15 protein-coding genes are annotated in these 13,268 nt (G+C 41.4%); 4 read left to right on the top strand and 11 right to left on the bottom strand.

The window, feature by feature from the left end; translation table 11 throughout:
* The first annotated feature begins 14 nt into the window (after positions 1-14).
* A complete protein-coding gene (locus tag GVX98_RS08060) occupies positions 15-2,435 on the top strand; it encodes a CSLREA domain-containing protein (protein ID WP_159127761.1) in 2,421 nt (806 codons plus the stop codon).
* A gap of 76 nt (positions 2,436-2,511) precedes the next feature.
* Here GVX98_RS08060 and GVX98_RS08055 read toward each other — a convergent pair whose 3' ends face one another.
* From GVX98_RS08055 to GVX98_RS08035, 5 genes are all read right to left on the bottom strand, one after another.
* Complete coding sequence (locus GVX98_RS08055; protein ID WP_010326404.1) at positions 2,512-2,916, bottom strand: DUF3106 domain-containing protein; 405 nt, start codon at positions 2,914-2,916, stop codon at positions 2,512-2,514.
* Positions 2,906-3,223: a hypothetical protein gene (locus GVX98_RS08050; protein ID WP_004693889.1), complete on the bottom strand. Its 318-nt coding sequence runs from the start codon at positions 3,221-3,223 to the stop codon at positions 2,906-2,908. The genes GVX98_RS08055 and GVX98_RS08050 overlap by 11 nt, the downstream gene beginning before the upstream one ends.
* Positions 3,220-3,834 carry an RNA polymerase sigma factor gene (locus tag GVX98_RS08045; protein WP_159127972.1) on the bottom strand — a complete coding sequence of 205 codons (615 nt, stop codon included), beginning with the start codon at positions 3,832-3,834 and terminating at the stop codon, positions 3,220-3,222. Before GVX98_RS08045 ends, GVX98_RS08050 begins: the two co-directional genes overlap by 4 nt.
* A gap of 161 nt (positions 3,835-3,995) precedes the next feature.
* The gene (locus GVX98_RS08040) at positions 3,996-4,772 is read right to left on the bottom strand and encodes an RNA methyltransferase (RefSeq protein ID WP_159127760.1); all 777 of its coding nucleotides are present in this window, start codon (positions 4,770-4,772) and stop codon (positions 3,996-3,998) included.
* Positions 4,773-4,824: 52 nt separating this feature from the next.
* Positions 4,825-5,799 (bottom strand): class 1 fructose-bisphosphatase, encoded by a 975-nt coding sequence (locus GVX98_RS08035; RefSeq protein WP_004980616.1) that lies wholly within the window; start codon positions 5,797-5,799, stop codon positions 4,825-4,827.
* Positions 5,800-5,980: 181 nt separating this feature from the next.
* Here GVX98_RS08035 and GVX98_RS08030 point away from each other — a divergent pair, with 181 nt between their 5' ends.
* On the top strand, positions 5,981-6,181 hold the full coding sequence (locus tag GVX98_RS08030) for an NF038105 family protein (RefSeq protein WP_159127759.1): 201 nt from the start codon (positions 5,981-5,983) through the stop codon (positions 6,179-6,181).
* Positions 6,182-6,239: 58 nt separating this feature from the next.
* Here the strand turns inward: GVX98_RS08030 and pal are convergent, their stop codons facing one another.
* From pal to ybgC, 6 genes are all read right to left on the bottom strand, one after another.
* Complete coding sequence (gene pal, locus GVX98_RS08025; protein ID WP_004980612.1) at positions 6,240-6,809, bottom strand: peptidoglycan-associated lipoprotein Pal; 570 nt, start codon at positions 6,807-6,809, stop codon at positions 6,240-6,242.
* 51 nt (positions 6,810-6,860) lie between these two features.
* The gene (gene tolB / locus GVX98_RS08020) at positions 6,861-8,144 is read right to left on the bottom strand and encodes a Tol-Pal system beta propeller repeat protein TolB (RefSeq protein ID WP_171503336.1); all 1,284 of its coding nucleotides are present in this window, start codon (positions 8,142-8,144) and stop codon (positions 6,861-6,863) included.
* A gap of 356 nt (positions 8,145-8,500) precedes the next feature.
* Complete coding sequence (tolA, locus tag GVX98_RS08015) at positions 8,501-9,808, bottom strand: cell envelope integrity protein TolA (protein WP_004980610.1); 1,308 nt, start codon at positions 9,806-9,808, stop codon at positions 8,501-8,503.
* Positions 9,809-9,811: 3 nt separating this feature from the next.
* A complete protein-coding gene (gene tolR, locus GVX98_RS08010) occupies positions 9,812-10,264 on the bottom strand; it encodes a protein TolR (protein WP_159127757.1) in 453 nt (150 codons plus the stop codon).
* Positions 10,264-10,962 carry a protein TolQ gene (gene tolQ / locus GVX98_RS08005; RefSeq protein ID WP_004693871.1) on the bottom strand — a complete coding sequence of 233 codons (699 nt, stop codon included), beginning with the start codon at positions 10,960-10,962 and terminating at the stop codon, positions 10,264-10,266. Before tolQ ends, tolR begins: the two co-directional genes overlap by 1 nt.
* 26 nt (positions 10,963-10,988) lie before the next feature.
* The gene (gene ybgC / locus GVX98_RS08000; RefSeq protein WP_004693869.1) at positions 10,989-11,396 is read right to left on the bottom strand and encodes a tol-pal system-associated acyl-CoA thioesterase; all 408 of its coding nucleotides are present in this window, start codon (positions 11,394-11,396) and stop codon (positions 10,989-10,991) included.
* Positions 11,397-11,616: 220 nt separating this feature from the next.
* On the opposite strand from ybgC, the gene GVX98_RS07995 reads away from it, so the two are divergent.
* Positions 11,617-12,189 carry a hypothetical protein gene (locus GVX98_RS07995; protein ID WP_087010802.1) on the top strand — a complete coding sequence of 191 codons (573 nt, stop codon included), beginning with the start codon at positions 11,617-11,619 and terminating at the stop codon, positions 12,187-12,189.
* Positions 12,190-12,369: 180 nt separating this feature from the next.
* Positions 12,370-13,212 (top strand): hypothetical protein, encoded by an 843-nt coding sequence (locus GVX98_RS07990; protein WP_228716275.1) that lies wholly within the window; start codon positions 12,370-12,372, stop codon positions 13,210-13,212.
* Positions 13,213-13,268 lie beyond the last annotated feature (56 nt).

Below are 13,268 nucleotides of genomic sequence, written 5' to 3'. Positions count from 1 at the left end.
AGAAAAGGGCAAACATGAAACACTTTAAAAAAGGACTATTGGGTGTCATGGTAATAACTGCTATGACATTAATGGCTGCAGAAGATAGAACAATTCATGTCAACACATTTGAAGATGAAGATAATGTAAACATGAATCAATGTTCACTCCGTGAGGCAATCAAAACAGCCAGCTTAAACAAGGCTTATGGTGGCTGTAGTGCTGGGAATACCGGTTCAGGTCAAACCGATTATATTCAGTTAGAAGCTGGGACGTATAAACTGAATAAGGAAATTGTTCCCGAGTCTAAAGTGGTGATTTTTGGGAAAAGCCCATATTTAGATCGTGAAAAAAATCCCATCACTTTTAAGTATCCTGCCCTAGGTGAGTTGACTTCACGGATTGATGCGGGTGGAAAGTCACGTTTATTTAATACCATTACCAAGACCAGTTTGACGCTAGAGAATGTGATTTTAGAAAATGGTTATTCGGCAGATGAAGGCGGTGCTTTATTGGTCGGTGGAGCATTAACCTTAAATAATGCACAAATTCTAAACTCAAAGTCAGATAAAAAAGGTGGGGCACTCTATCTCGTTGGTCCTGGTGAGCATCAGGTGACTGTAAATAATAGTGTATTACAAGGCAACCAAGCGACTGTGGGTAGTGTTCTTGCAATGCAATGCTATGCAGGGCTCTTGGATGTAAAAACGAATATAGAGTTTAGAGCGAATAGTATTATTTCAAATGGTCAGATATCGAATCTAAATACATTCGATTTTTGTGGTAACCCAAAAGTTGCTATGGCGAATAATACGATCGCAAAAAATACTACGAATACCGTAAACGGGAGCATCTTGTATGCCGTTAATACCCGAGAGCATAATCTGAGTCTTGAAAGTAGTTTCTTATTTTCAAATAACACCATTGTAGAAAACAGTGCAGCGAGCGTTTTGGATTATGATGATTTTGGTATGAAGTCGTTGTATTACAATGTACTTGCATATAATGGAAATACATCATGCCGCTATGTCGGTTCTCAGACACTATCCGACAAATATGATGCAGGTGTGACAGCAGGTTACAATGCGTTTGATACGGCGACCAGTCAGTGTGAACTGGCAGCAAGTGCAAGAATACTCGATGGTACGACAGATACCAATATTGATGTAAAAAATGTGGCTATAGGAAGTCTACTTAGTTCCTTAACTTCGCCATCGAAATATAATTTATTCCGCCCAATGTATTTTCCGAAAGTGAATAGTGGAGGAGTTGATTTACTCGATACCAACAGTAAATTGAGCTGTAATGATAGTGACCAGCGTGGTCTAGACCGTATTGTCGACGGAACATTGATGTTAGCACCTGCGGAAGCCAACAGTTGTGATATTGGATCGGTTGAGTTGCGTCGTTTAGCAGCAGCGGATATTGCTGATTTGAAAAATACCTCGCAGGCAGAACGTCTTCAGGCGTATGAGAATAATATTAAGGAATTGGAAGAATTAATCGCCAATAAAAACACCAATCCAGACTTTTTGATCGAGTTTAATGAAGAGTTAAAGCGTTATAAGGAACTTCTAACTTCGACAAAGTTACATCAAAAATATCGCGCGATTTATGTCGATCCCTTCCAGTTTGTTTTGCAAGATGAGGCTGTGGTCAATACTGCTGATGGAACGTCGGCTTTAAAAGAAATGAACACTGAGAATTATATCATTACAGAAACTCAGGTATTAGGTGTAGGTGTACTCAGCGCCAAAGATGGTGTGCTTGATACCTCAAAACTCAGAGCGGACCCAACTTTACGCTGTGAGTGGAAGGATGATTTAAAACAAATCATGATTTACCGCACCGATGGTAAGCCTACAACCAGCACGGAATATGTCTATTGCCAATATAGCGTGAAGAGTAAGGCTACGCAGGCAACATCTTCGGGGATTTTAAAAGCGGAGTTTAGCAATATACAACCGATTGCCAAAACGGATGAATACACCCTGAATTATGGTGGCACTTTAAAACTCAATGTAAATCCACTGGCAAATGATAGTGATGATGGTGATGGGCCGATGAGTACAGTCGCGGCAGAACATCAGCGTCCAGCATTTCACCGTGATGCGAATGGAAAGGATCTTGCTCTTCGTATTGTACGTCAGGATGCAGGCATTAATATTAAGCCAGAACGTACAGGTTCTTGTCCGGGAGAATATGAAAAATATGTATGTTATGGTGGGAATATTGAAGTCGAAGTCCGCAATAATTTCAGTCCATTCCCTTATGAAATTGAATATGTGATCTATGATGCAGAGGCTGAAGAGTCTAAATCTGCGATGATGTATTTTACGAACACCGCTAAAAATACCAATACGGAAGCGAGTGGCGGTGGTGGTGGCTCAATGGGTAGTGTTGGGGTGCTTGGATTGTTGTCATTAGCGTGGTTTAGACAACGACGAAAAATATAAATGTAGCCATAAAAAATGCCTCACATGGGGCATTTTTTATGGCTGTTTCTAAAGTATTTATATTCAACTAGGCATCTTAATGTGTAGCAGTGTTGCTATGGATGTATTTATTGATATATTCATTTCGAATATTCACACGTTCATCTGCATCTGCTTTTTGCATACGTACACGTAAATCACGTCGTTCTTGGGTGCTCATCTGTTGCCAAGTGTCACGCATTTTTTGCTTTTCTTGTTCAGGTAACTGAGTAAACCAGTCCATACGTTGTTGCAGGGCTGCACTTTGCGCATCGGGCAGTTCTTTTAGTGACTGGTAACGTTGAATCAACGCACGCTGTTCTTCTTCAGACAACGATTCCCATGTTTCAGACACTTGGGTATCTGCATCTTTAGAAAAAATCCAAAAACGATCAAAACCTGCAAAACTGGTTTGTAAAAAACCTAGCGTGCAAAGTGCGAAAGCGACACGTTTAGCTGCCATGTGGAACAGTGTCCTCACCTAAAACCAATAACATTTCTAAATCTTCAACCATTTGAGGTGAAAGTTTAGGAGTCGAAACCACTTGGTTATGTGGTTTTTCATCAAGGGTTACAGAGTTTGGAAGTACGACAAAGCCAGCAATAGCCGCAGCTAAAGCAAAACCAGACATTTTCCAAAGGCCATAACGTGAGGACTTTTGATCTTGAATGTCATCAAGAACATGTTGCATCACCACGGGTTTGTTTTTGTGGTGTTGCGCGAGCCCATCAAGTTTGGAGGTTACTTGCTTTAAGAAATCATCTTTCATTCGGATGATCCTCCTAGATGTGGATTCAAATGTGCGAGAGCATTGCGTAAGCCTTGAATCGCACGGTGGTAATGAGTTTTAACGCTGCCTTCAGAACAATTCATGATTTGCGCAGTGGTTGCAGTATCAAAACCTTCCCATGCACGTAACATAAATGCTTGCTGCTGACGAACAGGAAGACCAGCAATGGCTTCTTGAATTTCATCCGCAGTGACAGCTTGACTTAAAAAGTCTGAAGGATTCAGCGCTCTTTCATCGACCACCTCATTGACTTCAAAATCGTCATCATCAAGACTGACTTTTTTGAAGAAAGAAAAGGGTTGTGCTCGACGTGCTTCTTTACGACGCCAATCCTGTAATTTGTTGGTTAAAATGGTATAGAACAGGGGATACCATTCTTCCGTAGATCGATCGGAATAAGATTTGTGTAATGAAATGAAGGCTTCTTGCACCAAATCCATGGCGATACCCTGCTGGTTTTGTGTGGCACTTTCCATCATTACTAACGCACGACCAGTCACTTCTTGCATGAAGTTTTTTAGGCGAGACTCAGCTGTACTCTTGAGAGCACTAGAATCCTGCATTTTAGACTGTTTGGGTGCTAAATCCATAGAGATGGAAAATCCTGTCATCGGATACCCACCATTATTTCCTCGATCATGTGCCTATAACGTTGGAAATAATGGTTTGGTTGACAACACAAGTAATTATTTTTTCTAGTGTAATCTATTTTTTCTGCTGAGCCGACTTTAGTTAATATAACTTAACGATTTTAAAGTCGTTGTCGTACCATTTCAAAAAAGCAGATTGAACCGGCAATGGCGACATTGAGAGATTCTTGGCCACCAGGCTGAGGAATGCTTAGTGCTTGCGCATGCGCCAAAGCAAAGTCAGAAACTCCTTGGCCTTCATTGCCTAAGATCCAGACACAAGCTTGTGTTAAATCTTTTTGATATAAACTTTCAGCCTGATGTGAGCTGGTCACATACACTGGAATTTCAAAGCATTCGAGTACATCTTCGATGGCAACGTTTTCATAGGTGTTGAGTGAGAAGTGTGCACCCATGCCTGCGCGTAATACACGTGGTGACCAGAGTGCAGCAGAACCTTTGGTACAAATAACTTGCTTAATACCCGCTGCAGCAGCAGAGCGGAGTAGTGTACCTACATTGCCTGGATCTTGAATGTTTTCCAAAATCAAGGTATCCAAGCTAAAGTCTACACTTTGGCTTGAACTTGGTAAGTCTACAACTGCCAAGAAGGGCAAAGTGGTTCCTAATGTGCTTAAGTCACGATATAGGCTTTCAGCAATGACAAAAACAGCACCTTCATATTCATCTAAAATATCGCAAATATCAGGGTGTTCGAGTGCATTTTCAGTGGTGAAAATAGAATTGAGTTTCTTCTTTTTTTCAACCCAAGCTAAGCCTAAGTGTGTCCCTTCAAGCACAGTTTGACCCTGCTTTTTACGGTAGCTACTTTGCTCTATTAAACCGCGCAGATGTTTAATCTTTGGGTTGTCTTTTGATTCAAGGAAAATAATCGACATGGAGGAGACTCATGCGCATAACGCGTCAAATGGTTATGCGCATTTTAAAAAATTAGTTGTGGTAGCCAGTCACTAAATCGACTTCGTTTTTAGAACCAATAATCACAGGGACACGTTGGTGTAGGTCAGTTGGTTGGATGTCTAAAATACGAACGCGACCCGTTGTAGATGCACCGCCAGCTTGTTCAATTAGCATACTCATTGGGTTTGCTTCATACATTAAACGCAGGCGACCTGCTTTTTTCGGATCTTTGAGGTCGTATGGATACATGAAAATCCCGCTACGGCAAAGAATACGATGAATGTCGCCCACCATACATGCAACCCAACGCATGTTAAAGTCTTTCTCACGTGGACCTGTTTTACCTGCGAGAAGTTCTTCAATATAACGTTTTACTGGGTTTTCCCAGTGGCGTTGGTTTGAAGAGTTAATAGCATATTCTTTGGTATCTGCTGCCACTTGAATATTTTCAGAGGTGAGCAAGAATTGTTGAGTTTCTGGGTCAAAGGTAAAGAATACTGTGCCTGCACCGACTGTTAATGCCAACATGGTTGATGGGCCATAAAGCACATAACCTGCAGCAACTTGCTGGTTGCCTGCTTGCATAAAGTCTTCAGCTTGTGTCACTGCATTTTTTGCAGGCAAGATTGAGAAAATAGTACCCACACACATATTGATGTCGATGTTGCTTGAACCATCAAGTGGGTCAAATAAAACTAAATATTTGCCATTTTCTTGAGCTGGCGTGAATTCATCCAATTCTTCAGACGCTAAGCCACCAACTTGTGGGTGGACTTTTAGAGCATCAATCAAATAATCATTTGAAATCACATCCAGTTTTTTCTGTTCTTCACCTTGCACGTTTTCATGCTGCGCGCTACCTAAGACACCAGCTAAAGCACCTTTTTGTAAAGCTTGATCGATGGTTTGGCAAGTAGCAGCAATGGTGCTAATCACTTGTGCCAATTCAGGCGTAAGATTTCCCGTTTGTTGTTCTAAAAATTGGGACAGATTGAGATATGACATAAGGGGGAGGACTCCACTAAAACTTGAATACGTAACAAAATCAACATTGCGCTATATTTTAGTCGAGAACGAGACAAAAGAACAATTAAACTCGACTATTTGCTGCGATTTTACCCTTGCAAGTCTTGTGGAAAGTGCTATGTTGATGGAAGGAATATCAGGTAAAAATAGGAGCACAACAATGACAACGCAAAAATTTGATGCGACTCCAACGCCGAGCGAAGGGATTAACTTAGATGATATTTCAGACGATAGCGTGAAAAAAGCGTGGCAAGACTACGAAGCAAAAGCTGAGTATAAAAAGTTCAATAAACATGACATGATTGAATCTATGCAACATGCTGAAGAATCTGATGAAAATCCCAAGCCTGAACAAATTTAAGTCATAAAAAAGCGCTCATCGAAAGGAGCGCTTTTTTATTTCAGTTGTGATACCAGCATTATTTTAAAAGTGGTGGCACTGCTTCGTAGTTAATTTCTACGCGACGGTTTTCTTTCCATGCATTTTCGTCATGGCCTGCATTGATTGGCATTTCTTTACCATAACTAACGGCTTCAAGCTGGCTCGGACTCACACCTGTGGTGATTAAGAAACTTTCAACCGCTTTGGCACGACGTTCACCCAATGCCATATTGTATTCACGTGTACCGCGCTCATCGGTATGACCTGTTAACGCCACACGCGAATTTGCATTTGCCATTAAGAACTGCGCATGGGCTTGTAGCGTTTGGTAATCATCATTGCTGAGGTCGCTACTGTCATAGTCAAAATGTACAACGCGTTTTGCTAAAAATGCTTTGTTGGCTTCAGTCACGCCTTTTGCCGATGCACCTGCAAGATTTTGTGCATTTAAAGCTGCATCTTCACTTAGACCTTGAGTATTGACTGTGGTTGAGCCATTTGGGTTTTGACCCGCTTCAATTGTTGCAGCAGGTTTACGGCTCGCACATCCTGTAACTACAAGAGCAGTCGCTAAGATTGGAAGGGCTAAAAGTTTGATCGATTTCATTCTTCATCTCCATGAAAATTGATGATTATTAAATGACTAGTCATTAAAAAGTTATCTGGGTGCCCAAGCAGGTTCACGGACTTCACCTTGTTCACTTGGTAAATTCATACGGAAACGGCCATCCAGTGACATGATCGATAACAAACCACGTGAACCTTCACGCGTTGCATAGACCACCATCTGCCCATTTGGCGAGAAACTTGGTGATTCATCCAAACTGGTTGGCGTTAAAATATTGGTGACACTTGAGTTTAAATCTTGAATAGCGACTTTATAGTTACTGCCGCTTGGACGGTGAACCAGTGCTAGCTTTTTACCATCAGCACTGAGCGTACCACGTGCATTGAACGCGCCACGGAAGGTCAGACGGTTATAGCTGCTATTTGCCAAGTCATAACGGTAAATTTGTGCAGAACCACCACGGTCAGAAGTAAAGATAAATGACTTACCATCTGGTGCATAACGTGCTTCAGTATCAATAGCACTGTCGTTGGTCATACGTTGCAGTTGACGGGTTTCCAAGTTCATTTGGTAAATTTCTGGGTTGCCATGCATAGAAGCGGTGAACAACATACTTTTCCCATCTGGTGAGAAGCTTGGCGCGCCATTTAGACCACGGAAGCTAGCAAGCTTTTCACGCGCACCTGTGGAAAGGTCTTGGACATAAATTGCAGGGCGTTTGGTTTCAAATGAAACATAAGCGATTTTCTTAGCATCTGGTGTCCAAGCAGGCGATAAAATTGGATCGCGTGACGTTAAAATTGTACGTGGTTGCTCACCATCAGTATCCGCGATTTGTAGTGTATAGCGTTGCTCTGGTGTAGCAGGATTCCGTAGCACATAAGCAATACGACCGCTGAAGTCCCCAGGAATACCAGTTAATGCTTGATAAATAGCATCACTAATCATGTGTGCAGCAGAACGAACGCGTGATGCTGGAACAGTTAATAATTCATTTAAAAGATATTGTTGTTTTTGGACATCGTACAGTTGGTAATGAACCTCGTAGCTACCATTTTCAGTGGTTTTTACTGTTCCTGTAACGACATATGGAACACCTGCTGCTTGCCAGTTGGCTGCGTTCGGATTATTCATGCTGGCTGTTGCAGGCAAATTTTTTGAAGCGCTGGTAAATTTCCCTGAGCGGTTTAAATCCGTTTCAATAATAGGATAGAGACTGCTGTCATTGCTAAAAGGTACGATTGCAATTTTAGGCGCTTCTTCAGGTGCTTTTGCAATTTCTAAATGAAGCTGAGCATGCGCTTGAGTCACTAAGACTGGGCTGAAAGCAGTTAAAATGGCTAGGCTAAGAAGGTGTTTACGCGTCATTTCCATCATTCGTTATTTACTCAAACAAACGGCTTTTATTGTGGGTTTAATTGTTCTACATAATGGCATGATTTTCTAATATTAAAAGCATGAAATTATGACTGATCTGTTATAACACTGTGAAAAATGAGTAAGAATTAAGTCGTTTAAGCGTAAGTGCAAAAACGCATAGGTAGATATGTGTGATAAGGGGGAGTGGCGATTTACTTGTATTGAGTGAAATATCGACTGAAATTAAAGACTTCACATCGATTACTATTGAGCATGGATACAGATTAAATGTATTTAAAATAAGTTATTTGAATATATAAAAGTACTGAGCTTTAGGCTAAAAAATCCCCTGACTGTTCGGGGGATTTGGATTATTTCGCAGTAAAGGATGAGGTAAAGCTTTGTGCTTGCCGGCGTGCTTCTGGATCTGAAGGCATTGGGTAGGGGGCAGCAGAACGAACAGCAGCTTCAACACTGGCTTTCATGTCAGGATCACTTGAATTGACAATCACCGAACGTACGGAACCGTTATCAGATAAGGTCACTCGCGCTGTTGCGGTCTTACCACTTGAGCCTGCTGGGGTATCCCAAGCGCGTTTAATTTTATTTTCAAAGTCGCGCTTAGCCGTTGAAGCAATTTGCTTGGCTTCAGCTTTCTTTTGCGCGGCTTCTTCGGCAGCTTGTTTTGCAGATGAAGCACGTGCTTCTTCAGCCGCACGCTCTTTGGCTTCGGCATCAGCTTTACGTTTGGCATCAGCAGCGGCTTTGGCTTTTTCGGCATCAGCTTTGGCTTTTGCGTCAGCATTTGCCTTAGCTTTATCAGCATCAGCTTTACGTTTCGCATCAGCGTCAGCTTTGGTCTTCGCAGCATCTGCTTTAGCTTTAGCATCGGCATTTGCCTTAGCTTTATCGGCATCAGCTTTTGTTTTCGCATCAGTGGCGGCTTTCGCTTTGTCCGCATCGGCTTTACGTTTTGCATCAGCGGCGGCTTTTGCTTTGTCCGCATCGGCTTTGGCTTTTGCATCAGCCGCAACTTTAGCTTTATTGGCATCAGTAATTTGTTGCTGCTTTTTAGCGAGATCGGCTTTCTTTTGTGCGTCAAGCTTCGCTTTTTGCACTGCCTCTGCTTTTTTCAATGCTTCTAAGTTTGCTCGGCGTTTGGCGTCTGCTTCGGCTTTCGCCGCTGCATCTGCTTTGGCTTTCTCAGCATTTTTAGCTTGCTCCGCTGCACGGGCAGCAGCACGTTCTTGCTGAGCTTGTAGTTTTTCAGCTTCAGCCTTTGCACGTGCCTGAATCTGCTGCTGTAGTTCAGCTTTACGCGTTGCCGCTTCAGCAGCTTTGGCATCCGCTGCTGCTTTTTGAGCGTCGACCTTTGGCACAACGGGTGTTATAGGTGGTGCTGTTGGGATAACAGGTGCAGGCTCTACAGCGGGCGGAGCAGTTTGTGTGATTTCTTTGGCTACATTTTCATGTGCTGTTTCCGTAAACTCTGTTTCTTCAAGCGTAACAGGCTTTAAGTCCTCAGGTTTGATGAGCACAGTTCTAATTTGCTTCGGTGGCTCTGGTGGTTTACTCATACCAAGATAAAGTAAGCCAACAACAGCAATCACATGGACACCAAAGGTAAATCCAAGCGCGATGGCTTTTTGTTTAAAAGGTGGCTTTTTAAAATCTTTCATAAATTACTTTAATGGCTCTGTGAGTAATCCAACTTGGCTGAGACCCGCTTCTTGTAGGCTGTTCATGAGCGACATGACTTCGCCATAAGAGCGTGACTGTTCACCTTCCACAACAACGGTTAAAGTTTTATTGTCAGCCTGAGCTTGTTGCTGTGCTTCACTTAAAATAGACGTCAATTCAGATAAAGCCAAAGGTTCAGCTGAACGGTGTGTTTTATATTTAAGGAAATAGCGACCTTCTTTATCTAAGCTGACCATTGCAGGTGCATCTTTTGATTCAATAGGGTTGCCATTGGCCTGAGGAAGATCGACATTGATGCCGCTGGTAATCATGGGTGCGGTGACCATAAAAATCACTAATAATACGAGCATGACGTCAATATATGGGACGACGTTCATCTCACTTTTTAGTGGTTTCTTAATGCGCTCGAAGCGTCCTGAACGTTGAATTGCCATTAGTCATGTTCCTTAGTTTCACCCAAAGACTGACGTTGTAATAACGCAACCATTTCCTCTGCAAATAAAGCACGATCGGAGTAAACCGTTTCGCCTTTTCCTGTGTAATGGTTAAATGCCAATACCGCAGGAATCGCTGCAAATAAACCAATCGCTGTAGCAATGAGGGCTTCAGCAATACCCGGTGCAACCGTTGCAAGGGTGACTTGATCTACGTCTGCTAAACCGATGAATGCATTCATGATGCCCCAAACGGTACCAAATAAGCCAACATACGGGGCAACAGAACCAATGCTGGCCAAAGCACCTAAGCCTTGTTCAAGTTGGCTTTGGTCACGACTTAGACCGACGCGTAAAATACGTTCTGTGCCTTCAATGGTTTGTGCTGGAGCAGCATTGCGTTTTTTTAGTTTTAAAAACTCGCCTAAACCTTGATAAAAAATATCCTCAAGGCCGACACGTTTGGAGTTAAGTTGCGCATTGTTATACAGCGTGTTTAGTTCAGCGCCTGACCAAAAGATTTTTTGGAAATGGTCATCGTCTGCCTGTGCTTTTTTATAACTCATGTGTAACTTGGCAATCAGATACCAGCTAAACAGCGAGGCCAAAAGTAAAGCCAGCATTACCAGTTGTACGACTGGGCTTGCTTGTAATATTAGATCTGAAACTTGAAGAGATGATTCGAGTTGAGTTGCCATAGTTACTACATGTGCCAATAATTTTTTTAGTCTTGTCCTAATTCTTTTAGAATCAGTTCGCGGATTTCATCGGGAAGTCGACGTGGTTTCATTTCTGAACTGATACATGCCAATTCGACCTCACCAGATGCAAGCATGATTTCACCACGATAAATATTTTGTTGCAACACAAATGACGTAGCCTTACACGAAACAACACTTGCTGTAACAGTAATTAAATCATCCATTAAAATTGGACGTGAATATTTCACATTAATTTTGTGTACAACGAAGTTATAGTCTTTTTGATGCCAGTAATGATCTACACCAGAAGCACGTAACCACTCGGTACGGGTACGCTCCATAAAGCGAATATGATTGGCGTGGTAAACAATGCCACCTGCATCAGTATCTTCAATATAGACACGAATGTTGAATTCAAATTTATTCGCCATGAGAGTATTCCGTTTTCCAGTTGTACGAGTCGATTTAGATTGACTTGGCGCTTTTATATTTAAGGACAGGGTCTTAAAATTGGTGCACGTCAAAGTACTAATGCGTCGCAGTTTAGCATTATGAGATTTCACTCCAATGGCACAAGATGTCAAATATTGTGATTCATGACTGTTGGGGAAGTTGAGCGCAGTATGGCTATAAAAATATAAGGATAAGGGAATGAATGGTTATTTTAAGCTGCTGCTTATTTTGGCTGTGGCATTTGCGCTGTGGACATATTGGCTTAAACCTGAGCAAGGAAGCAGAAGTTTAGAGTTATATTCACCGACTGAAAATGTACAGCACGTTGAAGGCTACACAATTACTTCCTTAGAACCATATGTAGGAGAGTTTCGTGTCTTGGCGCGTGAAAACTATAGGATGGGTCGTGAAGCAGAGCTGAGTCCTGTTGATTTTGCTTTAGGTTGGAATGAGATGGCGAAGCCAGAGGTGTATAAGCAACTATTTATTACACAAAGTAATCGTTGGTATTATTGGCGTTATGAGAACAATCCACCCATTCCAGTAAATGACATTGCGTCGAGTAGTGCCAATACGCATTTGATCCCAGCCAATAAAGTTGTTGCACAAAAACTTGCAGATATTGATGTAGACGACATGGTTTATTTAAAAGGGCAACTGGTTGAAGTTAAATCGACTGATGGTTGGACATGGCGCAGTTCACTGAGTCGGACAGACACAGGAAATGGGGCGTGTGAGTTAATGCTGGTCGAAGAGGTGAGGGTGATGTAAATTGAACAAGATTCAGAGTAAGGCTAGTTTAAGTATCTTGCACAATTCAGATATATTCTGAATTCCGATATTCGACATGGTGAAGTATGTAAATCAGACATGTAGCTTGTTTAGTGAAGTGGAAAAGGTAAGTCCATAGTCTTTACTAACTAACATAAAAAAATAAGAGAAAGTTGTTTTATGGCAAAGAAGCTTTTAGGAATAACCCTTAGCGCATTTATATTAATAGCTTGTGACTATAATAAAGAACTAGAAACTCAAGAGTTTATAACACCACGCGACCAATATGGCGCACGTTATAGTGTAGGCGATTTAGGAGGGAAGCCTGTTAACCTTGGTAGAGAAGCACCTTGGGTTGAATATGACGATAATTCAGGTTTCGTAACAGGTAAGAAATATAAACGCAAGACGCGGACCTATCAATCTAAAATTCAGGCCTTTGGGTTTGATATGCGTTATACCGATGGATTGGTTTTAGTCGATTATTATAAAGCATCACCTTATTCAAGCGAACAATATAATGCAGAAATTAACTTGCCTGATAATCATTGGCTAAGTGTAAGTGTATATGCAGATAGGCATTATAATGGCGATTTATCAACGAAATTAATCAATTCAACGTTGGATACAAAAATAACATCAAAAAAACATTTAGAGGAATTCAATTTTAGGGATATATATTTGCCTAGTGATGAGTATGAATATGGTCTACAGAAATATATTCCTCATCCTAAATGGGTGAAACGAAATAAGGAATTAATAGCTATAAATACGGGGTCTAATGCTTTATACGATATAGATGATTTATATGTTGAAAAAAATGAAAAAGGAAAGGTACTTACCTTAATTACATGTGGAGATTCGGAAAATCCAATAGCACGTGAATGTAAACAGGAATTTGTTTTGAAGCCTGAAATGAGAGCTCGTGTTACTACTATATCTCAAAGTGTTCATTTGCAGGATTGGAAAATCATTCAATTAAAAGCAAAAAAAAGTCGTACAGGGTTTTATTGTCGAACCTAATAATTATAACGGTGTATAACATGACAGCTATAAACATACTTAGGATAATCTGATCA

It is taken from the genome of Acinetobacter sp. 8I-beige, assembly GCF_902505955.1.
Classification (GTDB): Bacteria; Pseudomonadota; Gammaproteobacteria; order Pseudomonadales; family Moraxellaceae; genus Acinetobacter; species Acinetobacter johnsonii.
Note: the sequence above shows the minus strand (reverse complement) of the source record. Positions and strands in the feature narration are given on the sequence as shown.